Origin of the sequence: Mesorhizobium sp. LSJC280B00 (genome assembly GCF_000502835.1) — a bacterium.
Lineage (GTDB): Bacteria > Pseudomonadota > Alphaproteobacteria > Rhizobiales > Rhizobiaceae > Mesorhizobium.
Genome location: NZ_AYVL01000005.1, coordinates 103,103 through 128,763, shown reverse-complemented (window position 1 = coordinate 128,763; position 25,661 = coordinate 103,103). Strand labels below are relative to the sequence as shown.

General features: G+C 63.6%; 22 protein-coding genes and 2 pseudogenes. 4 read left to right on the top strand and 20 right to left on the bottom strand.

Going from position 1 to position 25,661, the window contains the following annotated elements; translation table 11 throughout:
• The first annotated feature begins 6 nt into the window (after positions 1–6).
• The 3 genes from X773_RS49475 (at position 7) to X773_RS49465 (ending at position 3,213) form a co-directional block, all read left to right on the top strand.
• Positions 7–903, top strand: coding sequence for a MoxR family ATPase (locus tag X773_RS49475; protein ID WP_023675797.1), 897 nt, complete (start codon positions 7–9; stop codon positions 901–903).
• A gap of 286 nt (positions 904–1,189) precedes the next feature.
• Entirely contained in the window at positions 1,190–2,326 is a 1,137-nt protein-coding gene (locus X773_RS49470; protein WP_023675796.1) for a VWA domain-containing protein, read from the top strand.
• Positions 2,326–3,213 carry an amidohydrolase gene (locus X773_RS49465; RefSeq protein WP_023675795.1) on the top strand — a complete coding sequence of 296 codons (888 nt, stop codon included), beginning with the start codon at positions 2,326–2,328 and terminating at the stop codon, positions 3,211–3,213. The genes X773_RS49470 and X773_RS49465 overlap by 1 nt, the downstream gene beginning before the upstream one ends.
• A 218-nt stretch (positions 3,214–3,431) precedes the next feature.
• Here X773_RS49465 and X773_RS49460 read toward each other — a convergent pair whose 3' ends face one another.
• The 19 genes and pseudogenes from X773_RS49460 to X773_RS49370 all read right to left on the bottom strand — a co-directional run bounded on the left by X773_RS49460 (position 3,432) and on the right by X773_RS49370 (position 24,685).
• Positions 3,432–3,839, bottom strand: a complete 408-nt coding sequence (locus X773_RS49460; RefSeq protein ID WP_023675794.1) for a carboxymuconolactone decarboxylase family protein — start codon at positions 3,837–3,839, stop codon at positions 3,432–3,434.
• Between the two features lie 405 nt (positions 3,840–4,244).
• Entirely contained in the window at positions 4,245–5,741 is a 1,497-nt protein-coding gene (locus tag X773_RS49455; RefSeq protein WP_023675793.1) for a sugar ABC transporter ATP-binding protein, read from the bottom strand.
• The gene (locus tag X773_RS49450; protein ID WP_023675792.1) at positions 5,741–6,799 is read right to left on the bottom strand and encodes a hypothetical protein; all 1,059 of its coding nucleotides are present in this window, start codon (positions 6,797–6,799) and stop codon (positions 5,741–5,743) included. Before X773_RS49450 ends, X773_RS49455 begins: the two co-directional genes overlap by 1 nt.
• A complete protein-coding gene (locus X773_RS49445) occupies positions 6,796–8,919 on the bottom strand; it encodes an SMP-30/gluconolactonase/LRE family protein (RefSeq protein WP_023675791.1) in 2,124 nt (707 codons plus the stop codon). Before X773_RS49445 ends, X773_RS49450 begins: the two co-directional genes overlap by 4 nt.
• Before the next feature lie 217 nt (positions 8,920–9,136).
• Positions 9,137–10,162, bottom strand: a complete 1,026-nt coding sequence (locus X773_RS49440) for a sugar ABC transporter substrate-binding protein (protein ID WP_023675790.1) — start codon at positions 10,160–10,162, stop codon at positions 9,137–9,139.
• A 57-nt stretch (positions 10,163–10,219) separates the two neighbouring features.
• Entirely contained in the window at positions 10,220–11,206 is a 987-nt protein-coding gene (locus tag X773_RS49435; protein ID WP_023675789.1) for an ABC transporter permease, read from the bottom strand.
• 280 nt (positions 11,207–11,486) lie between these two features.
• Positions 11,487–12,929, bottom strand: coding sequence for a DHA2 family efflux MFS transporter permease subunit (locus X773_RS49430; protein ID WP_023675788.1), 1,443 nt, complete (start codon positions 12,927–12,929; stop codon positions 11,487–11,489).
• Between the two features lie 226 nt (positions 12,930–13,155).
• Positions 13,156–13,956, bottom strand: coding sequence for a 3-methyl-2-oxobutanoate hydroxymethyltransferase (locus X773_RS49425; protein ID WP_023675787.1), 801 nt, complete (start codon positions 13,954–13,956; stop codon positions 13,156–13,158).
• 37 nt (positions 13,957–13,993) lie between these two features.
• Entirely contained in the window at positions 13,994–14,308 is a 315-nt protein-coding gene (locus X773_RS49420; protein ID WP_023675786.1) for a MocE family 2Fe-2S type ferredoxin, read from the bottom strand.
• A 44-nt stretch (positions 14,309–14,352) separates the two neighbouring features.
• On the bottom strand, positions 14,353–15,441 hold the full coding sequence (locus X773_RS49415) for a fatty acid desaturase family protein (protein WP_023675785.1): 1,089 nt from the start codon (positions 15,439–15,441) through the stop codon (positions 14,353–14,355).
• A gap of 91 nt (positions 15,442–15,532) precedes the next feature.
• Positions 15,533–16,714: an aldose 1-epimerase family protein gene (locus tag X773_RS49410; RefSeq protein WP_023675784.1), complete on the bottom strand. Its 1,182-nt coding sequence runs from the start codon at positions 16,712–16,714 to the stop codon at positions 15,533–15,535.
• A gap of 34 nt (positions 16,715–16,748) precedes the next feature.
• Positions 16,749–17,531 carry an ATP-binding cassette domain-containing protein gene (locus tag X773_RS49405; RefSeq protein ID WP_023675783.1) on the bottom strand — a complete coding sequence of 261 codons (783 nt, stop codon included), beginning with the start codon at positions 17,529–17,531 and terminating at the stop codon, positions 16,749–16,751.
• Positions 17,528–18,532, bottom strand: a complete 1,005-nt coding sequence (locus tag X773_RS49400) for an ABC transporter permease (protein ID WP_245274659.1) — start codon at positions 18,530–18,532, stop codon at positions 17,528–17,530. Before X773_RS49400 ends, X773_RS49405 begins: the two co-directional genes overlap by 4 nt.
• A gap of 61 nt (positions 18,533–18,593) precedes the next feature.
• Complete coding sequence (locus tag X773_RS49395; RefSeq protein ID WP_023675781.1) at positions 18,594–19,535, bottom strand: substrate-binding domain-containing protein; 942 nt, start codon at positions 19,533–19,535, stop codon at positions 18,594–18,596.
• A 37-nt stretch (positions 19,536–19,572) separates the two neighbouring features.
• Positions 19,573–20,487, bottom strand: a complete 915-nt coding sequence (locus X773_RS49390) for a sugar phosphate isomerase/epimerase (protein WP_023675780.1) — start codon at positions 20,485–20,487, stop codon at positions 19,573–19,575.
• Positions 20,488–20,529: 42 nt separating this feature from the next.
• Positions 20,530–21,618, bottom strand: a complete 1,089-nt coding sequence (locus X773_RS49385; protein ID WP_023675779.1) for a Gfo/Idh/MocA family oxidoreductase — start codon at positions 21,616–21,618, stop codon at positions 20,530–20,532.
• Positions 21,619–21,668: 50 nt separating this feature from the next.
• Positions 21,669–22,818: pseudogene (locus X773_RS78985) on the bottom strand (ABC transporter ATP-binding protein).
• A gap of 1 nt (position 22,819) precedes the next feature.
• Positions 22,820–23,911, bottom strand: a complete 1,092-nt coding sequence (locus X773_RS49375) for an ABC transporter ATP-binding protein (RefSeq protein WP_023675778.1) — start codon at positions 23,909–23,911, stop codon at positions 22,820–22,822.
• Positions 23,908–24,685: pseudogene (locus tag X773_RS49370) on the bottom strand (sugar ABC transporter permease). Before X773_RS49370 ends, X773_RS49375 begins: the two are co-directional and overlap by 4 nt.
• On the opposite strand from X773_RS49370, the gene X773_RS78010 reads away from it, so the two are divergent.
• Positions 24,651–24,788, top strand: a complete 138-nt coding sequence (locus X773_RS78010; protein WP_245274671.1) for a hypothetical protein — start codon at positions 24,651–24,653, stop codon at positions 24,786–24,788. The pseudogene X773_RS49370 and the gene X773_RS78010 overlap by 35 nt on opposite strands.
• Here X773_RS78010 and X773_RS49365 read toward each other — a convergent pair.
• The gene (locus X773_RS49365; protein ID WP_023675777.1) at positions 24,778–25,638 is read right to left on the bottom strand and encodes a carbohydrate ABC transporter permease; all 861 of its coding nucleotides are present in this window, start codon (positions 25,636–25,638) and stop codon (positions 24,778–24,780) included. The genes X773_RS78010 and X773_RS49365 overlap by 11 nt on opposite strands.
• Between the last annotated feature and the right edge of the window lie 23 nt (positions 25,639–25,661).

Genomic DNA, 25,661 nt, shown 5'->3' with positions numbered 1-25,661 from the left:
CTGGAAATGCCCAAGAGAAGTGCCGAGACAGTCGCGACATCGCCGGAGGCGGTGGCGTCCCGCCTCGCCGCCTCGCGCTATCTCGCCGATGAAAGCCTGGCCACCGCAATCTTCCTGGCGATCAGGCTGGGTAAGCCGCTGCTGCTCGAAGGCGCGCCCGGCGTCGGCAAGACCGAAGCGGCGAAGGCGATAGCCGAACTGCTCGAGCGCGATCTGGTGCGGCTGCAATGCTATGAAGGCATCGACGCCGCACATGCGCTATACGAGTGGAACTACCAGCGCCAGTTGCTCGCCATCCGCCATGCCGGCGAGCACGAGGTCGACATCTACGACGACCGCTTTCTCATCGCGCGGCCGCTGCTGCAGGTGCTGAAGGCACCGGAAAAGCGCGTGCTGCTGGTCGACGAGATCGACCGTTCGGATCATGAGTTCGAAGCGTTGCTGCTGGAATTCCTCTCCGATTTCCAGATAAGCATTCCCGAGCGCGGCACCATTCGCGCGACGGCGCAGCCGATCGTCATCCTGACCTCGAACCGCACCCGCGAACTGGCCGAAGCGCTGCGGCGACGCTGCGTTTATCACTGGATCACCTATCCCGACGCCGCGCGCGAGGCCGAGNCGCGCGAGGCCGAGATCATCATGCTGCGCGCCGGCGATGTTGCCGAGGCCACGGCGCGCGCCGTGGCTTCCGCCGTGCGCGACATCCGCGCGCGTCCGCTGGCGAAGCCGCCCGGCATCGCCGAGGCGGTCGAATGGGCCAACGCCGCGACCATCCTCGAAAAAGGCGGCAGCCCGTGGCCGGAAGCCTTTCGCCGGGCCATTGGCGTGCTGATCAAGGACGAGGAGGACCTTTCCTGCATCGCGCCCGAACTCGGCAAGATTGTCGAGGAGGCGCTGGCGTGATGCAGGACGTCAATGATCCCTTCTCCCCGTTCACAGCGGGACGACCGAATATCGATCGACCTCACGGGCGCATTCCGCAACGCTGGCGGGACAGCACCCCGGACAGCACCCCCCTCTGTCCTGACGGACATCTCCCCCTCAAGGGGGGAGATCGGCTGTCATTCCGGCTTTCGCTAATCTCCAACGTTACAGAAATGAGCGGAGCGTCAAAGCTGCCAATCTCCCCCCTTGAGGGGGAGATGCCAAGTGGTGGCAAAGAGGGTAGGACAGAGGGGGGCGCGAAGGAATGATGCGGGGAGAAAGCTTGCCGCGCGCCGCAACCCCAATGCTCGGCTTCGGCCGGCTGCTGCGCCGCTATGGCTTTGCTGTCGCGCCGGAGCAGGTATCAGACTTCCTGCAGGCGGTGACGCTGCTCGGGCCGCGCTCGATGGCCGACATCCGCGAGGCGGCGCTTGCCACGCTGGCGCCGCCGCCCGACCGCCGCGACGAATTCGAGGCGCATTTCCGGAGCCATTTCTATGGGGACACCGCGGCGCTGGTCGAAGGCGAGGCCGACGAGGAAACCCGCATCAAGGACGATGGTGCAACGGGCGAAGAAGAAATCGAGGTGGTCCGCCAGGAGCAAGGCGGCGAACTGTCTTCGGCCAGCGAACAGTTGAGCGTCCGCGAGTTCCATCGCGATAGCGACGGGCTTGCCGCCTTCCGCCGCAAGCTCGCCACCGCGTTGCCCGCGCGCCGCTCCTTCCGCACCGTACGCACGCATGCGCGCGGCAAGCTCGATCTGCGCCGTTCGCTGCGCGAGATCGTCAGCGCCGACGGCGATATCCCCTCGCCGCTGCTGCGCCGGCGGCAGACAGTGCCGCGCAAGCTTCTCATGCTGATCGACGTGTCCGGCTCGATGAAGCTCTACACATCGGACTATCTCAAGCTGGCACACGCGGCCGCGCAAGGCGCCGACCGGGCGGAGGTCTTCACTTTCGGCACACGGCTGACCCGTATCACCTCGGCGCTGCGCATTCGCGACCGCAATCAGGCGCTGGCCCGCGCCGCTGCCCAGGTCGACGACTGGGACGGCGGCACCCGTATGGGACCGACGCTGCTCGCCTTCCTGTCGGTGCCGCGCTTCTCCGCCTTTGCACGCGGGGCGGCAATCGTCATCCTGTCCGATGCGCTGGAGCGCGGCGATCATGCCGAGCTGGAGACGGCGATGCGCCGGCTGAGCGCCCGCGCCTTTCGGCTTTCGCTGGCGACGCCGTTGGCCGGCGACCCGCGCTTCCGGCCGGCAACGGCAGCACTTCGCACCATCCTGCCGGTGCTCGACGATCTGGTCGATGGCTCCTCGATCGCCGGCCTCACCGATTTCATCCTGTCGCTCGCCCGCCCAGCCCCGGCGGCCGCGGCAATCTGGAAAAGGGTTTTGTGATGCAGAAAGCGATCGACGCGCATTTCCACATCTGGCGCCGAGAGGACCAGCCCTGGCTGCGCGGGCCGATGGTGCCGCGCATCTTCGGTCCATACGAGCCGATCCGCCGTGACTATCCGATCGAGGAATTCCTCGCCGACCAGCAAGGTTCGGGCGTCGAGAAGGCGGTCTATGTCCAGACCAACTGGGCGAAGGAGGATTTCGAGAACGAGGTGGCGTTCCTGCAGAAGACCGCGGAAGAAACCGGCTGGCCGCACGCCATCGTGGGCTATGCCGACATGACGGTGGACGACGTGCGTCACCAGATCGACCGGCTGAAAAAATATCCGCTGCTGCGCGGCGTGCGCATGCAGCTGCACTGGCACGGAACGCCGGCCTTCCGCTTCGCCGCCTCGGCCGATCAGGTCATCGACCCCAAGGTGCGGGCCAATGTCGCGCGGCTCAAGGATTACGGCCTGTCCTTCGACCTGCAGCTTTTCCCCGCCCAGATGAGAGACGGGTTGACGCTGGTCGGCGACAATCCGGAGACCAATTTCATTCTCACCCACGCCGGCATGCTGACCGACATGGAGCCGGAGACCACCGAGGCCTGGAAGTCCGGCCTGCGCACGCTGTCAGCGGCGCCCAACCTCTATGCAAAGCTGTCCGGCCTCGGCACCTTCGTCCACCGCAACGACCCGGCGCTGATCGGCTATATCGTCGACAACGCCATCGACATTCTCGGCAGCGACCACCTGATGTTCGGCTCGAACTTCCCGATCGAGAAACTGTGGACCAGCCATGCCGAGCTGATCAAGGCGCACCGCGAGGCGGTGGGCAAGCACGGCACGGCGGCAGAGGCTGATATTTTCTGGAACACTGCGGCGAAGGTTTATCGGCCGGTGTAGCGCGCATCCCTTCTCCCCTTGTGGGAGAAGGTGGATCGGCGCGTAGCGCCGAGACGGATGAGGGGTGCCGGAAGGAACTCGGCGGAGAAAATCCCAGCGATTTGAAGCACTTACGTCTCCAAGGCAGCGATCCGTCCAGCACCCCTCATCCGACCGAGCTTCGCTCGGCCACCTTCTCCCACAAGGGGAGAAGGGAAGGCGCCGCGCCGCGCCTCGCCTCACTTCACCTCGAACTCCGGATCGACCGGGATCTGCAGCGCTGTCACCATCTGGTTGGTTTGCCCGGCCAGCCCGACGATCGAGACCAGCTCGCCATGCTGTGCATCGGTCATGCCCTTGGCCCGCGCTGCGGCGGTGTGCGAGTGGACGCAATAGGAGCAGCCATTGGCGGTCGAGACGGCGATGTAGATCATCTCCTTGGTCAGCGGATCGATGGCGCTGTCAGCGACCATCACCGCCTTGAGCTGCTCCCACACCCGCTTCAGCGAGACGGGATCATTGGCCAGCCCACGCCAGAAATTGTTGACGAAATCGGATTTGCGCGTCGCGCGGATGTCGTCGAACACAGCCTTCACGGCGGGAATCGCCTGGACCTCGGCATCGGTCAGAAGTTTCGTCGTGGCCATGGCTTGGTCCTTTCGTTTGGATCGTTATGCGAGGTCGTTGAATCAGGTCGGGAGAAAAGGCGGCTAACCGCCTTGGATGAATCAGCAATTGACGCGCTGAGGCAAGACCGTAAGGCTGGCCGAGGCCCCTCACCTTCGTCATCCCTGGGCGAAGCAGGAGCGAAGCTCCGTCGCGGAGACCCTGGGATCCATGCCGTGACCTTAGCCGAAGGGTGCAGCGGAGCAGAATTCTGCACCGCGGCAGCGCTCTGATGTAGCGGCATGGATCCTGGGGTCTGCGCCGCGTCGCTTCGCTCCTTGCTTCGCCCCAGGATGACGAAACGACGGCCGCCTCGGCCAATCTCCAAAGTGTACGATCCGCCGGCGCAAAAACCATCCAAATGTCAACCTTCCGCGCCCGGGAACCTAATGCACGGCCGCGTACATGATCTTCTCCTCCGTGGCCTCCGCAGGCGAGAACTCCTCGACGATGCGGCCTTGCCGGCAGACCAGGATGCGGTCGGACAGGTTCATGATCTCCGGCAGGTAGGACGAGATGACGACGACGGCGAGGCCTTCATCGGCCAGCCGGTTGATGATCTGGTGGATTTCGGCGATGGCGCCGACATCGACGCCGCGCGTCGGTTCGTCGAAGATGACGATGCGCGGCTTCTGCACCAGCCCCTTGCCGATCACCACCTTCTGCTGGTTGCCGCCGGAAAGCTCGACCACCCGGGCATTGTCGTTGATCGCCTTGACGTTCAGCGTCTTGGTCCATTCGGCCGACAGCGTCCGCATCTCCTGTGCATTGATCACCCAGCCCTTTTCTCGCCCTGCCGCCAGGAAGCCGCCGAACAGGTTCTCGGCGACGTCCATCGTCTCGAAAATCCCCTCGCTCTTGCGGTCTTCGGTGACATAGACGATGCCGTCCGCCACCGCCTCGCTGGGCACGAGATAGCGCACCGGCCGGTCGTGCAGCTCGATAGTGCCGCCGCGCAGGAAGTCGCGCTTGTAGATGCCGGAGACGATCTTGAACGTCTCGGTGCGGCCCGAGCCGATCAGCCCGAACACCCCGGTGATCTGGCCCTCGAAGATCGAGAAGGAATTATTGCGCACGACATTGCTCATCGAGATGTCCTGCACCGACAGCACCTTCTTGCCGGCCTTGCGCAGCTTGGTCTCGTCGCGCTGGCTGTAGAGCTGCCCCGACAGCGTCCGCCCGACCATCGCCGCGACGATCCTGTCGCGATCGAAAGCGGCGGTATCGTCGGTGATCACCAGCTCGCCGTCGCGCAGGATGGTGATGCGGTCGGCGATATCAAGCGCCTCTTCGAGCGCATGGCTGATGAAGACGATCGACACGCCCCTTGCCTTGAGCCGGCGGATCAGCGCGAAGAAGTGCCGCTTTTCCTCCGGCGTCAGCGTCGCCGTCGGCTCGTCGAAGATGATGATCTCGGCATTGTGGTGGACGGCGCGCGCGATCTCGACCATCTGCCGCTTGGCCGCGCCAAGCGTCGCCACCATGGCGTTCGGGTCGACGGGAAAGTTCAGCGATTGCAGAAACTGCTGCGCCGAAATGTAGGTGCCGCGCAGCCGGTTGAGAAAGCTTTCCGTGCCGAGATAAAGGTTCTGCGCCACCGTCATCGACGGCACCAGGCTGGTCTCCTGGAACACCATGGCGATGCCGGCTTCAAGTGCCGCATGCGGCGAGGCGTAGGCGATCTCCTGCCCCTTGTGGAACATCTTTCCCGATGTCGCGTCGACGACGCCGGCGATGACCTTGGTCAGCGTCGATTTTCCCGCACCGTTCTCGCCGAGCAGCGCGTGGATCTCGCCCTTGCGCAGCTCGAAGCTGACATTCTTCACCGCAGGCACGCCGCGATAGGTCTTGGTCACGTTCTCCAGGCGGACGATCGGTTCCATCAGCGATGCCCTCCTGAAGCCAGGTCGATGGCCAGCAGGCAATCGCCGCCTTTCGAGGCAATGAACAGGCGACCGTCTGTCTCCGCCACGCTGCAGATGCCGTGGCGCGTGCCGTTGGCGCGGCTGTGCAGGCTGTACTGCGGCCGCATGTCCCGATCGAGCCTGACCACCAGCCCGTAGGAGCGGCTCGGCGACCATGGCTTGTGGATGCCCATGGTGCGGATGCCGCCGCATTGCAGCGGCTCGAGGAAGCTGCGGTTGGAGGCGAGTGCCGGCGCGATCCAGTGTTGCGGCGACACTTGCGCCAGCATGTCGTTCCGATAGTGCGTTTCCTGCAGCACGAATTCGATCAGACGGTTCCGGGGCGCAAACAGCGCCAGCCAGGCACCGCCATCGGCGGCGGGCGATAGCCGCGCGGGATAGCCGGGCAGATGCGCCAGCACCGTCGAGCGGCTGCCTGTCGCGCTGTCGAAGCGGACGAGTTGGTGCCGCCAACTCTCGCTGACCAACACATCCTTGCCGGTTGGATGCAGCCCATAGGGAAAGGCGATGTCACCGGCGAGCTTGCGGAATTCGCTGCCTGGCGGATCGCGCTTCCACAGCGAACCCGACGCCCCCTTCTTCATCAGATCGGCGGCCCATTCCGACGGCCCGTGTTCGGCCGAGCCATTGGCCAGCCAAAGCGTGCCATCTTCCGCATAGGCGAGTGCTGTGATGCAGCGGATCTCGGCCGGCAGGGCGGCCTCCTTGCCTGCAATCAGCAGCCTGCCGCTTTCGAGCCCGACCGTCAGTTCGCCGGCGGGCGAGCGCGCGAGCGCTGTGACCGCGGCCGGAAATGTCTCGACCAGAACAGGCGCGCCACCGGCGGCGAGCGCGTAGACGGCATTGCCGCTGGACGCCAGCAGCTGACCGTCAGCGATCAGCAGATTGTCAGGCTCGGGCAGTTCAGCAAAGGCCGCAACATCGTCCAGCAGCGTGTTCGGCCTGAAGGCACCGTCGAGCGGCGGGATGGTCACCGCCTTGCCGCGAAAGATGTCGAGGATCGGGTCCAGCATCATGCCTTCGCCCCCCAGTTAGAAGCGGGGCTGGTCCAGTTCGGGTCGGCGCCGGCAATCCGGTAGCGGCCGATCCGGTTGTTGAGGATGCCGCCCACGAACAGAAAACCCTTGTGCTCGCGCATCGAAGTCACCATCGGATGCGCGGCGCCCGACAGGTCGCCCATCGCCTCGACGATGCCGCCCTTCTCGTTGAATTTCACCACACCGCCGGTGTTGATGTTGGGAAAAAGCCATTCGTCTTGCGGCAACCGGCGCGTCATGCGCTTGCGCATGTCGGGATGGCGCAGCGACAGGTCGAAGCTCGGCGTGCGCATTCCGAGCCAGGCCATCCAGTAATTGCCGTCGGAGGCACGGTTGATGTTGTCGGGGTAGCCCGGCATGTCGCGGATGACGCATTCGGCAACGCCCGCCTTCGGCCCTTCCAGCCAGTAGCGGTGCACGCGGCAGGCCCAGCTTTCGGCGAAGAACAGCGACTTGCCGTCATGCGCCATGCACACGCCGTTGGTGTAACGGTAGCCGTCGAGCAGCGTTCTCGTCGAGCCGTCCCTCGGGTCATAGACGAGCAGCCGCCCGGTGGCGCGGTTCTCGATCGAGTCCAGCGCCCAGTCGTGCGCGTCATAGCGCTTGGTGGAATCGGTGAAATAGATGCGGCCGTCCGGCGCGATGTCGCAATCATTGGGATCGCGCAGCCGCGCATCGTCGACAATCGAGGTCCAGGAGCGCGACGTTTCTGCCGAAAGCCGCTTCACCTCGCGCTGCGGCGAGACCGAATAGAGGCCCATCGCGCCAACGCAGCTGATCAGATCGCCTGTCTTGTCGAAGGCCAGGCCGAGCGGAAAGCCGCCAATATGGGCAAAGACCTCCGAGCGTTTGTAGTCCGGCGCGAAGAAGCGGACGATCTCGCCATGCCTGGTGCCGCAATAGAGATGGTCGTCGCGGTCGAGGATGACGTCTTCCGGCCCTTCCAGCTCGCCGAGCCCGATATGGTCGGCCTCCGACAATCGGTTGTCGAGTTCGTAAGGCGTGCCCGAGCCCGGTGCAGCCGACTGCGTTGCCCCCATCTTCAGATAGACCGGTGCGACATAGACCTCGTCCAGCACCTTGTGGCGGTTCTTCAGCCAGCGAATGTCGATGGTGACGGCGACGGCCAGCATGATGCCCAGCACCATCTGGTTGGTGCCGGTGCCATAGCCCAGCCGGATCAGCCCGTTGGTCATGGTCAGCACGATGATCGCGCCCATCAGCCCCTTGATCACCGAACCGCGGCCGCCGCCCAGGCTGACGCCGCCGACGACCGCCGCCGTCAACGCCATGACCTCAAGGTTGAGGCCGGTTCCCGGCCCTGCCCCGCTCAGCCGGCAGGCGATGAGAAAGCCGCCGAGCGAGGCGCAGAAGCCGGAGAACACATAGGTCATGAATACGGTGCGGCGCACGCGGATGCCGGCATTGTGGGCCGAGCGCCGCGACCCGCCTACCGCCTGCACATGCCAGCCGGGCCGCGAGCGCGTCAGCGCGACGTGGGTAATGATGGCCAGGATAATCGCCGCCCACACCGCAACCGAGAGGCCCCAAAAGGTATCGTCGCCGATGAAGTCCAGCACATCCGATGTGGCATCGGAAAGCTGCACGTCGGCGGCATAGGTGGTGACCAATATGTCGAACAGCGCCCGCCCGAAAATGAAGGTGACCAGCGTCGTCAGGAAAGCGCGCAGGCGGAAATAGCCGATCAGGTAACCGTTGATCGCGCCGAACAGCAGCCCGGTGGCGATCGAGGCGGCCAGCGCCAGCCACACCGACTGTTCGAGGATGAAGAAGACGAACACGGCGGAAAAGCACGACAGCGCGAAGATCGAGCCGACCGAAAGGTCGATGCCGCCGCCCAGCATGACCACCGTCATGCCGGTGACGACCAGCGAGAACTCGCCGAGCTGGCGGGTCGATTCCTGCAGCGACATCGGCTTGAAGAAGCCGGGAATGATTGAACCGAACACGCCGAGCGTCGCCACCAGCGCCAGGAACGGAATGGCGTTGTCGGTCCAGCGTTTGCTCAATATCTCGCCGACGAGATGGTCGGGCACGAGATTGTAGCGCCAGGACTGGAGGCGTTCGCGAAAGGACATCGGTTGCTGCTATTCGAGAGAAAAGGGAAAAAGAGGCCGGGCTATCCGCAGAACAATCGCCTCAGGTTTGCGCTGCCCCTCACCCTTACCCTCTCCCCGTATAGAGACGGGGAGAGGGGGTCGCCAGCGTTGGAGCGTATCCCTTCTCCCCGTCACTATACGGGGAGAAGGTGCCGGCAGGCGGATGAGGGGCAGCGCCAAGCTCAGGAAAGCCGGCCTACTTGGCCGCAGCTTGGGCTTGCAGTGCTTTCAAGTCCCAGCAGCTGTCCGGCTTGAGGTCGGCCTTGGTCGTCGCCTTCTCCAGCGTGTAGATGTAGGTGTGCGAGGTGCCGGCCGGCTGGCCACTCTGCAACAGGAACTTGATGACGGCGTTCATGTCGCCCGACTGGCGGGCAAGGTCGGTCATCACCACCGCGCCATAGGTGCCGTCCTGCAGCTTGTCGCAGTCGGCGGTCTTTTCGCCACCGCCGGTGGTGACCAGAAAGACTTTGCCTTCGAGCTTGGCATCGCGGATCGCAGCAGATGCGCCGGTCGCGTCACCATCCCAGAAATCGATGATGGCGCAGATGTCGGGGTTCTGCTGCAGCATCGTCGTCGTCACGTTGCGCGAGGTCGTCGCATCCCAGTTGGAGTCCGGCTTGGCCACGACCTTGAAGTCGGGGTTCTTGTCCAGCACCTTCATGATGCCGGCATACTGGTAGAGGCTCGATGAGTTGGCCTGGTCGCCCTGCACCAGCCCGATCTTCTTGGAGGAGTTCGGCCCACAACCCTTGATCGCCGCTTCGGCTTCCAGCTGGCCGAGGCGATCCCAGTCGCTGCCGACAAAGGCATCGGCCGGGAAGTTCGCCGGATTGTCAACCAAAAGCACATAGGTGCCGGCCGCCTGCGCCTTCTTCATCAGCTTGGCATAGGAGTTGAGGTCCGGCGAGTGGATGATCAGCACGTCCGGCCTCGCGTCCGACGAGATTGCGTCGGTTATCGCCTGCGCGCCGGCATCGACCACCCAGTTCGGGTCACGCGTCTCGAACACGCCGCCCCAGGCCTCGACCTCCGTCTTCAGGTAATGCGCCCAGCCCTGTGCCAGGTCGAAGCCCATCGCCATCGGTACCAGCATCACGCGCTTGCCCTTGAGTGCTTGCGAATAGGCGGCCGGACCCGGATCTTCGGCGGCGAAGCCTGGCGCCAGGAAGGCGGAGACGGCAAGCGCTGCCGCGGCAGCCATAAATGTCCTGATGATTTTCATGTCACATCCTCTGGTTTGGTATGTCGTTCGCGGCCGGCCCCAACCGTTCGCGTCAATCTAAATGTCGCCTTGCTGCGCGGTCTGCTCATCGCGCGGATTGATGAACCCATCAACGATGATCGCCGCCAGCAGGATCGCGGCCTTGATCAGGTTCTGATAGAGCAGCGGAATATCGATGATGGTCATGGCGTTGAGCAGGATGCCAATCAGCGCGGCACCCACCAGCACGTTGCGCACCCCGCCCCGCCCGCCAGACAGACCGATGCCGCCGATCACCGCCACCAGCACGATGTCGTAGAGCAGCGTGGAATTGACGATGCGGGTGTTGATCGAATGCAGGCTGGCGGCGGTGAGCAGGCCGGCCACCAGCGAGACTAGGGCCGACAGCACGTAGCGCAGCACCAGCATCGGGCGCACTGGAATGCCGATGTTGCGCGCGGCGACCGGGTTGTCACCGGCGAAATAGACGTAGCGGCCCCATTTGGTGTAGCGCAGGAACAGGAAGAAGGCGAAAGCCAGCCCGGCGAAGACAAACACCTCGACCGGGATGTCGAGGAAACGCAGCCCGCCCAGAAGCTCGACCCAATGGCCGGGCGGCACCGGCACGGCGTCCTGCGTGATCAGTTGTGAACGCACATAGCCGAAGACGAAGGATGCGGTCGCCAGCGTCACGAAGATCGCCGGAACCTCGGCGTAGGCGACCAGGATTCCGTTCAACAGCCCGATGGCGAGAACGCCAGCGAGCACATAGGCGAAGGCCAGCCCGTCGGATGTTCCCGAATTCAGCAGTTGCAGATACCACGCGACCGACATCGCCATGATCGCCACCGCCGACAGGTCGATGCCCCTGCCGATAATGACGACCGCCATGCCAAGCGCCAATATGCCCAGCACCGAGACCGAGCGTACGATGGCAACGAGATTGTTCGAGTTGATAAACCCGGGCAGTCCGATGGCGGCGGCAATGAACAGCACAACCGCGATGGCAAAGACAATGCCCTCCTGGTTCAGGCTTCTCCAGTTTAGCCAGCCGGTCGCGTTCATTGCCCGCTTTCACCCGCGATGGCTACGCCCTGCTCCCTCTGCGGCCATCGGAACGAAAGCTAATCGGCTCAAGACCAATTCGTCAAATGAATCCGCGCATTGCAGGCCGGCTTGCGAGGAAATTCTGCGGTTGGACGCGCCGATTGGCGAGGCTGGCGCAATGCCAGGAACTCAAGCACTTTTGCAATTAACCGTGCCGATCGGAGCGCTCGCAAAAGTTTGTTCCACAACGAGCGAAGCAGGCAGAATTTATGTCCGCGATCGCCGCTGGATTCCCGCGTCAAATCCGCGAAACATGGCCCGAGACCTCGGCGCCGGCAGCGTTCGACAATGCGAGAAAGCGGAACGAGGCGACGAGACCGATTGCGCCGATCACCAGGAAGGCAAGGCGGAAGTCGACGAGATCGAGCGCTGCCGCGCCCCTGGCGATCTGTGACAGGTTGAGCAGCGCCGCCGCCACCGCCACGCCGAACAGCATCGCCACCTGCTGCAGCATGCTGGACAATGTCGCCGCCGAGCTGCGCTGCTGTGAGGCCACATCGGCGAAGGCCAGCGTGTTGAGCGCGGTGAACTGCATCGAGCGCGAAAGGCCGGCGATCAGCATCAGCACCACCACCAACGCTTGCGGCGTCTGCGGCGAAAGCGCCGCGCAGGCCATGATCGACAAGGAAGCGATCACCCCGTTGACGATCAGCACCGAACGGAAGCCGAAGCGCCTCAGCGTCGGCGTCGTCACCGCCTTCATGCCGAGATTGCCGAGGAAATAGGTCAGGATCATCATGCCCGCATCGACCGGGCTCAGGCCGAAGCCGACCTGGAACAAAAGCGGCAGCAGGAATGGCGTGGCGTTGATGGCGATCCGGAAGATCGTGCCGGCCGACAGCGTCGAGATGGCGAAGGTCTGCACCTTGAAAGCTGTGAGATCGAGCAGCGGATGGTTGGCGCGTCGCAGATGCCGCACCGCCAGCCAGCCGACCAAAATGCCCGTGCCGAGCAGTGCCACGGTCGGCAACACACCCTCCTGCGGATGCGCGATGCGCTCGAGGCCATAGAGCATCGCGGCGAGCCCCACCGAGGTCAGCAGGAAGCCCGGCCAGTCGAGCGGCTTGGCCCCAGCTTCGCGGTCCCCAGGAATGAAGCGGGCAACCAGCGCCAAACCGGCAACCCCAAGCGGAATGTTGATGAAGAAATTCCAGTGCCAGGAGAGATAAGTGGTGATGAAGCCGCCAAGCACCGGCCCGACCACCGGCGCAAACAGCGCCGGCCAGGTGATCAGCGCCGTGGCGTTGAGAAGCTCGGATTTCGGCGCGTTGCGCAGCACCAGGATGCGGCCGACCGGCGTCATCAGCGCGCTGCCCAGGCCCTGAACCGCGCGTGCGACGACGAACTCGGCCAGGTTCTGTGAGATGCCGCAAACGAGCGAGGCCAGCGTGAACAGGGCGATCGCCACGAGGAAGATGTTGCGCGCGCCAAAACGGTCGGCAAGCCAGCCGGACAGCGGCACGAACACCGCCATGGTCAGCATATAGACGGTGATGCCGATGCTCATCGCCACCGCCGGCACGCCGAAGGATTCTCCCATCTGCGGCAGCGAGGTCGAGATGATGGTCGAATCCAGAAGCTGCATGAAGAAGGCGACGGCGACGATCAGCGCCACCCGCCGGGCTTGCCGCGCCGCCGGCGCGGTTTCGGGCAAGGCTTTGTTTTCGGGAATGGCGGTCATGCACAGAACTGTCCGAAGGGGAATTTTCACCCGCTCCATCGGCAACCGCACAATTGTCCGGCAAACCGATGACGCACCGGTTTCAACAGCATCTGGCCGGTGCCGTCCAGACCTGGTCCAACAAACTTTCGTGTGGCATCGCAGCCGGCCATGCGATGACCTGGCCCTGGCGCCGAACCGGCCTTTTACGATCCGCGATGACGCTTTGTGCCGCTGCCGGGGCGTCTTATGCGGCTTCGATCTTCTCCAGGAACAGGCTGAGCTGGTCCGGGTCCATGTGCACGACGTGCCTGTCTTCGGGATAGGCCAGGCTGTTCACATCGGCGACATATTCGGAAAAGGCGGCGATGCGTTCGGCCTGCAGGCGATCGTATTCGGCGGCGAAATTGCGATAGACCTTGGAATGCCGAGGCATGTGGCCGCGGTTCTGGCCGAGGATGTCGTCGGCGAACAGATACTGCGCGTCACAGCCGGTGCCCGCTCCCATCGACAGCATGATCAGCGACGTGCGTTCCGAAATCGCCTTGGCCACCTCGACCGGCACCACTTCGATCTCGGCGCCGATCGCGCCGGCGGCCTCCAGTTGCTTCACCGCTTCGAACACCTGCATGGCGGTGTCGGCGGTCTTGCCGACGGCCTTGAAGCCGCCGGTCCAGGTGGCGCGTGACGGGATGAGGCCGACATGGCCGATTACCGGAATGGCATCGTCGGCCATCCGCTTGATGGTGGCGTACCCGGCGCTGCAGTAGACCGCATCGGCGCTGGCCTTGTAGAGCCGGAACGCCCAGCGGACGAAATCGTCGGCGGTGCCGATCTCGAAGAAATTCTCGCCCGGCATGGTGAACAGGCTGGGTGCCGCATCGCGGTATTGCGGATTGAGCACCAGCTCCGGCGGCACCGAGACGATATCGACGCCGGCGCGTTCGGCGGCCTCGGCCTCGTCCATCGTCAGCACGCGCAGCATGGTCAACTGCCGCTTGCCCTTCATGGCCCGCAGGTCTGCGACGGTCGGTCTTTTCCGGCTCATGGATTTTGGTCCCCTTTGCTACGTGACAGAAGGCCGGTCAGGCGATCTGGATCATCACCTTGCCAGCTTCGACCTTGACTGGATAGGTCGCGAGATTGACGCAAACGGGAGCGCCCTTCGCCTGGCCGGTCTTATAATTGAAGCGGCCATTGTGCTTGGGGCATTCGATGATGTCGTCCATGACAAGCCCGTCGGCCAGATGCGCCTTCTCATGCGTACAAAACCCGTCGGTGGCGAAGAATTCATCGTCCGGCGAACGGTAAATCGCGAAGGTGCGGCCGCCATGGTCGAAGCGGATGACATCTTCCTCTTCGACATCGTCCACGGCGCACGCTTCGACCCAATCGGCCATTCTATATCTCTCCTGAAATTTTCTGCATGGCGCCGGTGCGGTGCCTATTCAGCCGCCGCCGACATGTTCACTTCGTGGAACTCGCCACGATAGGGCCTGGCCGTTGGCGGCAGTTCGCGCTTGAGGAAATGATCCTCGTATTTGAGCTGCCTGAGCAGGACAGGCCAGACCTCGCGATAGGCATGCCATATCGACGGGTTCGGCTCCGGCAGATCGTGCTTGATCAATTCATGCAGCTTGGGCAGCGCGTGATAGGGCACCATCGGAAACATGTGGTGCTCGACGTGGTAGTTCATGTTCCAGTAGATGAACCGGCTGATCGGGTTCATGTACACGGTACGGGTGTTGAGCCGGTGGTCGACGACGTTGTCGGCCAGACCGATGTGTTGCAGCAGGCCGGTCATCACCATGTGCCAGGTGCCGTAGAGGCGCGGCACGCCGATGAGCACCACCGGCACCCACGACTGCATGTAGAGGGCGAGTGCTATCGTGGCGATGTAGATGGCAATATGCCAGCGCGCCGCGATGACGGCCTTGTGCTGTTCCATCTCGGGAACGTAGCTTTTCTCGTCGGGCGTCAGCTTGCCGAGCGCCTGGCGTACCAGCGCCGGAAGCGAATAGCGAAAATCAAGGATGCCGGTGAAAGCCAGCGCCGCACGCAAAAGGTCCGGCGGGCGCATCACGGCGATCTCGGCGTCGCGGCCGACGATGATCGTGTCTGTATGGTGCCGGGCATGGCTCCAGCGCCAAGTCACCGGGTTGCGCATCAGCATGAAGCTGGCGATCTGGTAGACGACATCGTTCATCCAGCGCGTGCGGAAGGCAGTGCCATGGCCGCATTCGTGCCAGCGCGAGTCGCTGGAGGAGCCGTAGAGCACGCCGTAGACGAAGAAGAACGGCACGCACCACCAGGTGCCCCAGAAATAGATGGCGCCGGCGGCGGAGCCGAGGATGGCGACGATCCAGATGATCGTGTCGCGGATCGCCGGGCCGTCTGAGCGCTGCATTAGCTCCTTGATCGCCTTGCGAGGGACATCCGTGTGGTACCACTCCGCCGAGGCCAGTCCCGTCTCGATCGCCCTGCGCGTGCTTTCGCCGACCAGGCTGTAATCGCGCTTTACCGTGCCAGCCATTGTGACCTCCGATTCCCGATCTGCCGCGAGCCCTCCCCGCTCCGGCCGGAGCCAGCCTCCCAACTGGTGTCCCGTATCTTGTTCGCCATTATCACGACCTGCCTCCAAGAACAGGAAAACGGCCCGACGGCTGCGGGTAGTCCTCTCGCGGCTGCCTGGCGATTGCCGCGATCCGGCTCTCCGCATCGGCGATCTCGCCGGCGCCGTCGAGAACCCGGAACACGGCATCGTAGGAGCGGCTCTCGCCGTGCTCCAGCCAGATCATCTCGCCGCGTTCGCGCGCGGCCAGATTTCCCAGCACATGATGCGTCGAGGGCTCGATGCCAAGCGCGTACTGCCCGGCCTGGAAATTCTGCCATTGATAGGCGCAAGGCAACTGGTCCTTGCGCGTGACCACCTGCAAGCCGAGGCCGAGCCTGTCGTTGACCACCGCGACCGGCACTTCGCCGGCGCTGTCGGCGCCGAGCTCGTGCTGCCAGACCTGTTCCTTGAATCCCGGTTGCGGCGCCGGCACCGTGCGGTAGCCGACCTTCTGCACTTCATAGCGCTCGCCGGCATGGCCCGCCCAGACGACGTCGCGGATCGGCGCCAGGTAGCGCGATCCTTCGTCGAGCACCGGATGGCTGATATTGATGTGGTAGAAATACATATGCGGCGTACGGTTGAAACCGTGATTGACGACACGGTCCGAAAGCCGGATCTCGTTGCCGCCGACATCGGCCTCGATCCGCCGCAGCAGGTGCAGATCCTCGCCGAATACAGTCGATTGCTGAACGATGCCTTCGGCCCACAACACGCAGCGGTCGCCGTCCCAGGTCTCGCCATAGCCGGTCAGCCGCGCCGGGATGGTGCTGATGCGGCCGTGCAGCGAATGGCGCACCATCGTCTTCGGCGGGTAGTTGTAGGTATCGGCCGGTACTTCGTTCATGAACAATATATGGTCGAGGCCGCAGGTCAGCAGAAGGCCGGAAAACGACCGCGCCCACGCCAATCCCTCCTCGCCTTCATATTCGTGCAGGCCGGGATGGCGAAAACCGCTCGGCGAGTGCCAGCCGATCGCCTGGCCCCTGAAATCGCAATCGGCGATATCGAGCGCCCGGTCGACCAGCGCGGTGAAGCGCAGGCCGGAGCCGGTGCGGAATTCGAGCATGCGGATGCCGCGCTCGACGCCGTCGCCAAGCGTCATCAGCCGCACGCCGGCGAACTGCGACAGCATGCCCGAGCGTTCCGAGACCTGCCGGCGCGACAGCGTCTTGCCGTAAAGCTCTACCATGTGACGGCCAGTTCTTTCACTTTGCTCCCGTCCTTCACTTCGCTCTCGTCTCCTTGAGCAGGGCCGACATGTCGGCGCCGGTGATGATGCTTTCCACGGTCAGCAGATCGGTGCCGGCGACCGTCTGCTCGGCGACGATCTCGCCGCGGCGCATAACGATGATGCGGTCGGCGACCTGGAAGACGTGATGGATGTTGTGGGTGATCAAAAGCACCGAGTGGCCGGCGTCGCGCACTTCCTTGACGAAGCGCAGCACGCCGTGCGTTTCCTCGACGCCGAGATTGTTGGTCGGCTCGTCGAGGATGATGACCTTGGCGGCGAACTGCATGGCGCGGGAGATGGCGATCGACTGACGCTCGCCGCCTGACAGCGTGCTAACCAGCGCATCGGCGTCGAGTTTCTTCGAGATGCCGACGCGCTTCAATAGAGCCGACGCAGCATCGCGCAATCGAGCGAGATCGAGCGGCGCGAACACGCCAAGCCATTTGAGATTGACCGGCTCGCGGCCAAGGAAAAGATTGCGCGCGATGCTGAGATCGGGAGCCAGCGAGGTGTCCTGGTGGATGGTCTCGATGCCGAGATCCATCGCGTCGCGCGTCGAGCGGATGGAGACCTTCTGGCCGCGCACATAGATGTCGCCGCGATCGACGGGAAAGACCCCGGAGATCGCCTTGATTAATGTCGATTTGCCGGCGCCGTTGTCGCCGAGCAAGGCCACCACTTCGCCCTCGTTGAGCGTGAAGGAGGCGCTCTTCAGGGCGCGGACGCTGCCGAAGGATTTTTGCAAATTCTGCAGCCGAAGCACTTCCATGATCAGCTCCTGGCGGCGTTCTTCTGCAGCAAAGCGTGCAGGATGAGCATGGCAAGGATGATGACGCCGACGAAGATGTTATAGGCGAGCCCGGGCACGCCGATCAGCACGATGCCGTTGCGGATGCTGCGCAGCATCAGCGCGCCGACGATGGTGCCTAGGATGGTGCCGCGCCCACCGGTCAGCGCAGTGCCGCCGACCACCACCATGGCGATCACTTCGAGCTCGTAGCCGGTGCCGGCCACCGGCGAGGCGGCAGAGATGCGGAAGGCGCTGATCATGCCGGCGAGACCGGCCAGCACCGAGGTCAGGATGAACAGCCAGATCTTGACCGCATCGGCCGGCACGCCGCGCGCCACGGCAGCGTTACGGTTCGAGCCGATAGCGCTGATCCAGTTGCCGAGCTTGGCGTAGTGCAGCACATAGATCGCCAGTAGCGACAGGCCGATGAACCACCAAAGCGAGGTATAGAAACGGAACGTTCCGATATTGAAGCTGCCGGCCAGCAGCGTCACGAAGAAGCCTGGCTGGTTCCAGGATTTCAGCGGAAAGCCTTGGGTGATGTAAAGCGCTGCCCCACGCACGACGAGCAACATCGACAGTGTCACCAGGAAGGACGAGATCCCGATCTTGGTGACGATCAGGCCGTTGATCGCACCGATCGCTATGCAGAGCAGCAGGCCGGCCAACAGCGCGACGCCAATATCAAACCCGCCGTTCTGCACCAGCAGCATGACGACGACCGGCGCCAGCCCGAACACGGCACCGACCGAAAGGTCGAACTCGCCCGCCGTCAGAAGCAGCGTCATGCCGAGCGCGATGATGCCGAGCTCGGGCAGGAACGCCATCATGTTGGAGATGTTGAGCGGCGACAGGAAATTCGCGTCGGCGATCGCGAACACCGCCAGCAGGACGATCAGGATGACGAGCGAAGAGAACTGCGGCGAGCGCATCAGGCTCGACCTGCGTTTGGCACGCGGCATTTCCTCTTCTGCGGCAATTGTCATGACAGTTCGAACCATACGCCAGGGTGACGCTCGCCGCCTGCGCGGCGAGCGTCAGTTTCAATCATTTGTTGTAGAGTTTCAGGATCGGTTCGACGCTCGAGGCGTCGTAGAGGCTGAACGTGTGAATGTCGTAGCCGATCGGTTCGCCCGCGGCGGCGAGACCGAGCAGCGCCACCGGCATGAAGCCCTGCGCCGATGGGAACTGCCAGGCAGCCGCGTTGATGAAGCCGGACTTGACTGACTCGGCGGTTTCCTTCGAATTGCCCCAGCCGACGACCGGAATCTTGCCGGCCGGCACGCCGGCGCCGTCGAACACCCGCTTGACGCTGGCCGCGACGGAATCGCCGAGCGCGATGATTGCCGGCGGATTGTTGGCAACCATGTAGTCGGTCATCTTGGCGATGATGCCGGCCGGATCGGTGCCGCAATCGACCACGTCATATTTGATGCCGAGCGGATCGAAGACGCTGGCAATGCCTTCGGTCTCGAGCTGCTGGTAGCTGGCGCCCGGCACTTCGACCGGCAGGAACACTTTGTCGCCCTGCTTCACCATCTTGTGGTCGACCAGATATTTCGCCCAGATGACACCGGCTTCCTTAAGGTCGGCGCCGACATAGGCCTGCCGGCCGGTTGCCGGATCGTCGGTATTGAAGAACACGATCGGGATGCCGGCCGCCTTGGCTGCCTTGACCTCCTCGGTCCACAGGCCGGGCTGCGCCGAGGTCGTGGCGATGCCGTCCGGTTTGGCGGCGAGTGCCGAGTTGAAGGCTTCCTTCTGCGCCGCCATGTCGCCGCCGCTGAACGAGATCTTGCAGGTCACCTTGAGCTGGTCGCAGGCCTTGGTGGCGCCGGCATTCCAGTCGATCCAGAAGGCATCCGACGGGCCGCCATGCGACAGCAGGTAGAACGTCTTCTGGGCGTCCTGCGCCAGCGCCGGCGTACCCAGCGCAACACCGGCGAGAACCGTCGCCGCGGCAGCGATTTTCAACGCGAATTTCAACATTTCTCTTCCTCCCTTGTTTCGTAGCCGAACCGCGCCATCACAGTCCGTTGGCGCGGAATTTTCCGTCGAGGAATTTCTTGGCACGGGGCACGTCGTCTTCCGAAAGATGCTCGATGATGACCGGGATGTTCGGATGCTTTTCGGCCAGCCGCTTGAGATAGAGGTCGTAATTCAGCGAACCGAGGCCGGGCGCCGGCAGCTCGATCTCGCCGACGCCGCGGAAGGTGTGGCTCTCCAGCGCGTCCTCGTCGCCGATGTCTGCGTGCTTTTCCGACTTGTCGCCGCCGGAACGCTTGACGTCCTTGGCGTGGGCAATCTTGATCTTGTCGGTCAATGTGTCGAACACCTGGTTCAGGATCTGGTCCATCCTGTCGATGTTGTGCGTTTCGAAATAGTTGGTCGGGTCCATCAGCAGGCCGAGGCCTGGGTGGTCGATCTGCGCGAACATCCTCACCGTCTCTTCGACCGAACCGACGACATTGTTGACATAGGTTTCGAGCAGGAAGACTGCGCCGTGGTCATAGGCGGTCTGGGCAAGGTCGGCGATGACCTTGCGGCATTCCTCAAAACCTTCCTCGGTCTTGTTCTTCGGGTGATGCACCCAGTCGGACTCGGTGTTGTAGGTACCGGTTTCCGAGATCACGTAAGGGGTGCCGAAATGGCGTGCGTTGCGGATGATCTCCTTCAAATAGCCGACGCGCCGCTCGCGCTCGCCCAGGTCCGGATGGATGATGTTGGTGTAGCCCGACACACAGCAGATCGGCAGATTGTGGTCGCGGAACGTATCGCGGACAGTCTTGGCCTTGTCCTTGGTGATCTGTCCGGCGGAAAGGTCGATATCCCTGAAATGCAGGTCGAGCTGCACGGTGTTGAAATCGAGCGCACGGATCTTCTGCGCGGTTTCCTTGAGGCCATACGGGAAATAACCCGTGAAAATACCTGCCTGCATCATGGTGTGAAGTCCTCCCTGTAAGTGATTCAGTCGTCCGGTGTTTCAGTTGATCGAGATTTCGGAAAGCTTGACGGTCCGGCCCTTGTCGATGGAGCGGTAGCCGGCTTCGACCAGCGCCATGGTCTTGACGTTGTCGGCGACGGACAGCGCCGGCGGCTCGCCCGTCTTGACCGCGTGCTGGAGCTGCTCCATGACGCCGATGAAGGCATGCGGGAACCACATCGTGTCCCAGCTGGGCGTCACCCATTCACCACCGGTGGTCTCGGTCGAGGCATAGGTCAGCGTCGAGGCAGAACCTGTCGGCCAGCCGATGGTGCCCTTGGCGACGCCCTTGGTGCCGTCGACGCGCCAGTTGATGTGCTGGTCGTCCTTGTAGCCCTCCTGGCGCGGACCGGACCAGACATCCTCAAGCGATACGGCGAGCACGCCCGACGGGAACTTTATCGTCGACACGGTGATGCCGTCCGAATGATCGAAGCGGGTGCGCGGATCCTTGCGGGTCAGGGTGGTGATCTCCAAGGGATCGCCGAACAGGAAGCGCAATACGTCGAGATGGTGGACGCTCATATTGGCGAGCGTCAGCCGGTCATAGTCCTCGAGGAAGCTCTGCCAGTGCGGGATCGCATGCATGTCGATCTGGGCGAAAACGATGTCGCCGAGCGCGCCGCTGTCGATGATCTGCTTCAAGACGCGCATCGACTGGTCGTAACGCATGTTCTGGTTGACCGAGAGGATCTTGCCTGCCTTGGCCGCCTCGTCGCGAAGTTTGACGGCCTCTTCAAGGGACAGCGCCAATGGCTTCTGCGCCAGGATCGCCTTGATATGTGCCTGCTTCAGAGCATGACGGATCAGTGCCGGCTGCTTGTCCGGCGGAAAGGCAAGGTCGATGATCTCGACGTTCTTGTCCTCGATGAGCTGTTCCGGCGTGTCGTGGACGGTTGGGATATCCCAGCGTTTGGCGACTTTCTCGGCGCTGGCCTTGGTCCGCGAGGCAATCGCCACCACCGGGAAACCGGCTTCCTTGTAGGCGGCAAGGTGACATTCGGCCATGATCATGCCGGCGCCGACGCAGCCGATCCTGTATTCCCTGGTGCGGACTTTAACGTCCGGCTCGAAGCCGTTGCCCACCATTTCTTGGCTTGCCATATGTTCCTCCCGAAGCTCGTTCCTTGCAGCCGCCGTCATCGTGCCAAGGCTCCCCCGCTCTGTCCGAAATAATGCACCCTGCCCGGCTCGCAGGATATCACTACCATCGCGTCCGGCCTGATGTCCGGCTGGCCGCGTAACAGCGCCCGCAGACGCGTCTTTCCGGCGGCGAGCGTCACAACGGTGTAGCCGCCGAGCGGCTCGACCTCGAACACTCGCGCCGGGCGGCCCGCGCCCCCCTCCGGCATTCCACCCGACCAAGACCTGACCTTGATGTCTTCCGGCCTGAGCCCGATCTCGACGGCATCGGCCGGCGCAGCCTTGTCCGCGACGCGGATCGTGCCTTCCGCCGCCTCCACGCCTTCCGCGCCGTGCACCGACTTCAATATATTCATCATCGGCGACCCGAGCAGCCGCGCCACATAGGTGCTGGCCGGCCGGTCATAGATCTCGGCCGGCGCGCCGATCTGCCTGATCTTGCCGTTCTCCAGAATGGCCATTCGGTCGGCGACCGACATCGCTTCTTCCTGGTCGTGCGTGACATAGATCAGCGTCTTGCCGAGCTCGCGCTGGATGCGCTTGAGCTCGACCCGCGTCTCCTCGCGCAGCCGGGCGTCGAGCGCCGAAATCGGGTCGTCCATCAGATAGGCGGCGGGATCCCGCACCAGCGCGCGGGCAATCGCCACGCGCTGCCGCTCACCTCCGGAAAGCTGTGCCGGCGGCTTGTGCAGGATATGGCCGATATGCAGCTTGGCCGCGACATCGGCGACGCGCTTTTCGATCTCGGCTTCGGCGACCCGGCGTTCGACCAGCGGAAAGCGGATGTTGTCGCGCGCGCTCATATGCGGAAACAGCGCCAAATTCTGGAACACCATGGCGACGTTGCGCTCGGCCGGCGACACCGTGTTGACCGGCTTTCCGCCGATCAGGATCTCGCCCGCGTCCGGGGTTTCCAGCCCGAGCACCAGGCGCAGNCACCGTGTTGACCGGCTTTCCGCCGATCAGGATCTCGCCCGCGTCCGGGGTTTCCAGCCCGAGCACCAGGCGCAGTATCGTCGACTTGCCCGACAGCGGCGGCCCGAAGAAGCAGAAGAACTCGTTGTCGTTCACCGCGAACGACGCATCGTCGACGGCCAGCGTGCCGCCATAGCGTTTTGTCACATTACGGAAAACGATGTCGGCCATCTCAACCTGCTCTCAATGCAAGACCGGAGGCGGCGTCGAAGACGCGCACCGCCTCCGCCGCAGGCGCGACGACGGCTGTCTGCCCGATCGCCAGCCCGACATCATTGTCGAACACCGCCTTCACCGCAGTCTCGCCGTCGCCAAGGTGGATGATGGTGCGCGCACCGATCCGCTCGACGAAACTCACCGGCATGGACAGGCCAGGGCCACCTTCAGCCAGCGTCACCTGCTCCGGTCGAAAGCCATAAAACACCTCGCCGCGCATCCTGCGTACGGCATCTGCGATCTCGACCGGCAGCGGCGGTGTCACGCCGAGCGGGCCGAGATCGATGACCAGACCTCGGTCGCTTTCCGCCGGCCTGCCCTTGAGCAGGTTCATGCCCGGCGCGCCGATGAAGCGGGCGACGAAGACATTGGCCGGGTTGTTGTAGACCTCGAGCGGCGTGCCGACCTGCTGCAGCACGCCGTGGTCCATCACCGCGATGCGGTCGGCCATGGTCATTGCTTCGAGCTGATCGTGGGTGACGTAGACCATGGTCTGCCGGAACTGCCGCTGCAACTGCTTCAGTTCGGTCCGCATCACTGCCCGGAAGGCGGCGTCGACATTGGAAAGCGGCTCGTCGAGCAGGAAGATCGCCGGCTCCATGATCGCCGAACGGCCGATCGCCACCCGCTGCAATATGTTGACCGACAGTCTGTCCGCCTTGCGGTCGAGCAGCGGCGTCAGTTGCAGCATCTCGGCAATGGCGTCGACACGGCGGCCGATCTCGGCCTTTGGTGCGCCGCGCATTTTCGGCCCGTAGGCGAGGTTCTGCCGCACGCTCATATGAGTGAAGATCGCATAGTTCTGGAAGACGAAGCCGACGCCGCGCCGCCCCATCGGCACGCCGGCCATGTCGCGCTCGCCAAACAGGATCTTGCCGCTGGTCGGCCCTTCCATGCCGGCGATCATGTTCATCGTCGTCGACTTGCCGCAGCCAGACGGCCCGAGCAGCGCCATGAACTCGCCGTCGGCAATGGCCAGGTCCATCGTCTTCAGCGCGGTGAAGTCGCCGAATTTCTTGACCAGGTTCTGCAGGTGGATGGTGCTCATGCCGCCACCTCGCGTACCCGGGCCATGCGTTTCATGGCAAACACCGCAGCGATGGACAGCACGATCAATATGGCCAGCGCGATTGCCGCCACATAGCCCCAGATCAGGTCCTGGGTGGTGAGCTTGTAGATGTAGACGGAGATGGTTTCGGTAGCGACGCCGGGACCGCCGCCGGTCATGATGTAAAGCGTGTCGAAGATCTTGAAGTTCTCGATCACCCTGATCGCCAGCGCGATGATGATGATCGTCTTCATCTTCGGCAGCACGATGGTGACGAAGCGCTGCCACGGGTTGGCGCCGAGCAGCGTCGCCGCCTTGATCTGGTCGTCGGGCACGCCGACCAGGCCGGCAAGCAGGATCAGGAACATCAGCGGCGTCCACTGCCAGATGTCGGCGACCATGACGGCGATGAGCGCCAGCGTCGGGTCCGACAGCCAGGCGATGGTGACGGGAAAGCCTGAGATCGCAGACAGGATGTCGTTGACCGGGCCGCCTGACTGAAACAGCATGAAGAACATGTAGCCGGCCACCGCCGGCACCACCATCATCGGCATCAAGAGGATCGAGTAGAAGATCCGCTTGCCGGGGAACTCGTCGGCAAACAGNCGCATCGGCGGCAAGGTCGGTGTAGTTGGCGAAACTGTTCCACATCGACCAGGCGTTCCACCAGCCGGTGCCTGACAGTGGCGACCAGTCGGTCAGGCTGATGTAGAGCTGCATCAGGAGCGGGAAGACGGCGATGAACAGCACCAGGATCTGCGCCGGCAGCGTCAGCCGGAAGCCGAGCTTTGCGCCCTCGTCCGGCAGCACCGACGCCGCTTTGGAGGCTTGCATGTCGCCCTCCGAAATCGTCGCAGTCACCGCGCTCATTGCTTGAGCGCCCCGAAGGTCAGTCCGCGCACCAGATGGCGCTGGATGGCGATGCCCATGATGACAGGCGGCACTGCCGCTATCAGGCCGAGGGCTGCCTTGGCGCCGTAGAGCTGTCCGGTCATCGATGAGGACAGCGAGGCCATGTAGACAGGGACCGTCACCCATTCGCGCGTCGTCAGAAGCAATGCAATCAGATAGTCCGACCAGTTGAGGATGAAGACGAACAGCGCAGCACTGGCCAGCGGCGCGCGCATCATCGGCAGCGTGATGCGGGTGAAGACGCGCCACCGCGAGCAGCCCTCGACCAGCGCCGCTTCCTCGATCTCGCGCGGCATGTCGTCGAAGAAGGTCTTCATCAGCCAGAAGGCGAAAGGCAGCGTGACGATGCCGTAGATCAACGACAGCCCCCACCAGCTGTCGGTGAAATTGAGGAAGGCCCACATGATCATCACCGGGGTCATGACCGCCATCGGCGGAAACAGGCGAAGCTGGATCAGCGCCAGCGGCAGGTTCTGGCCCGAGCCGAAGCGCGACAGGCCGTAGGCCGCCGCGGTGCCCGCCGACATGGCGATTGCCGTACCGAATGTGGCCGACAGCAGCGACGACAGGATCGGCTTCAAAGCTGTGCGGTCGAGCGCGACGATCAGATTGTTGGTCGATTCACCGAAGACGAAGCGGAAATTGCTGAGTGTCGGGTTCTTCGGCCACCAGGTCAGGTCGGCGCCGGTCGCCGACCATTCGGCGATCGGCTTGAACGCCATCGACACCATCCACAGGATCGGCACCAGCGTCACCGCCATCGCCGCAACGATCGCGGCATAGCGGAATATCTCGAAAGGAACTGAACGCTTCATCTTGCGGCTTTGCTGGGTCCTTC

Bases quoted from the DNA above. Each gene is read 5' to 3' on its own strand.
- X773_RS49395 (WP_023675781.1), bottom strand. From the start codon at position 19,535: ATGTTGAAATTCGCGTTGAAAATCGCTGCCGCGGCGACGGTTCTCGCC.
- X773_RS49410 (WP_023675784.1), bottom strand. From the start codon at position 16,714: ATGGTAGAGCTTTACGGCAAGACGCTGTCGCGCCGGCAGGTCTCGGAA.
- X773_RS78010 (WP_245274671.1), top strand. From the start codon at position 24,651: ATGAACAGCACCAGGATCTGCGCCGGCAGCGTCAGCCGGAAGCCGAGC.
- X773_RS49455 (WP_023675793.1), bottom strand. From the start codon at position 5,741: ATGGAACCGATCGTCCGCCTGGAGAACGTGACCAAGACCTATCGCGGC.
- X773_RS49430 (WP_023675788.1), bottom strand. From the start codon at position 12,929: ATGACCGCCATTCCCGAAAACAAAGCCTTGCCCGAAACCGCGCCGGCG.
- X773_RS49465 (WP_023675795.1), top strand. From the start codon at position 2,326: ATGCAGAAAGCGATCGACGCGCATTTCCACATCTGGCGCCGAGAGGAC.
- X773_RS49385 (WP_023675779.1), bottom strand. From the start codon at position 21,618: ATGGTGGGCAACGGCTTCGAGCCGGACGTTAAAGTCCGCACCAGGGAA.
- X773_RS49400 (WP_245274659.1), bottom strand. From the start codon at position 18,532: ATGACAATTGCCGCAGAAGAGGAAATGCCGCGTGCCAAACGCAGGTCG.
- X773_RS49460 (WP_023675794.1), bottom strand. From the start codon at position 3,839: ATGGCCACGACGAAACTTCTGACCGATGCCGAGGTCCAGGCGATTCCC.
- X773_RS49450 (WP_023675792.1), bottom strand. From the start codon at position 6,799: ATGATGCTGGACCCGATCCTCGACATCTTTCGCGGCAAGGCGGTGACC.
- X773_RS49420 (WP_023675786.1), bottom strand. From the start codon at position 14,308: ATGGCCGATTGGGTCGAAGCGTGCGCCGTGGACGATGTCGAAGAGGAA.
- X773_RS49435 (WP_023675789.1), bottom strand. From the start codon at position 11,206: ATGAACGCGACCGGCTGGCTAAACTGGAGAAGCCTGAACCAGGAGGGC.
- X773_RS49365 (WP_023675777.1), bottom strand. From the start codon at position 25,638: ATGAAGCGTTCAGTTCCTTTCGAGATATTCCGCTATGCCGCGATCGTT.
- X773_RS49445 (WP_023675791.1), bottom strand. From the start codon at position 8,919: ATGTCCTTTCGCGAACGCCTCCAGTCCTGGCGCTACAATCTCGTGCCC.
- X773_RS49440 (WP_023675790.1), bottom strand. From the start codon at position 10,162: ATGAAAATCATCAGGACATTTATGGCTGCCGCGGCAGCGCTTGCCGTC.
- X773_RS49375 (WP_023675778.1), bottom strand. From the start codon at position 23,911: ATGAGCACCATCCACCTGCAGAACCTGGTCAAGAAATTCGGCGACTTC.
- X773_RS49425 (WP_023675787.1), bottom strand. From the start codon at position 13,956: ATGAGCCGGAAAAGACCGACCGTCGCAGACCTGCGGGCCATGAAGGGC.
- X773_RS49415 (WP_023675785.1), bottom strand. From the start codon at position 15,441: ATGGCTGGCACGGTAAAGCGCGATTACAGCCTGGTCGGCGAAAGCACG.
- X773_RS49470 (WP_023675796.1), top strand. From the start codon at position 1,190: ATGATGCGGGGAGAAAGCTTGCCGCGCGCCGCAACCCCAATGCTCGGC.
- X773_RS49390 (WP_023675780.1), bottom strand. From the start codon at position 20,487: ATGATGCAGGCAGGTATTTTCACGGGTTATTTCCCGTATGGCCTCAAG.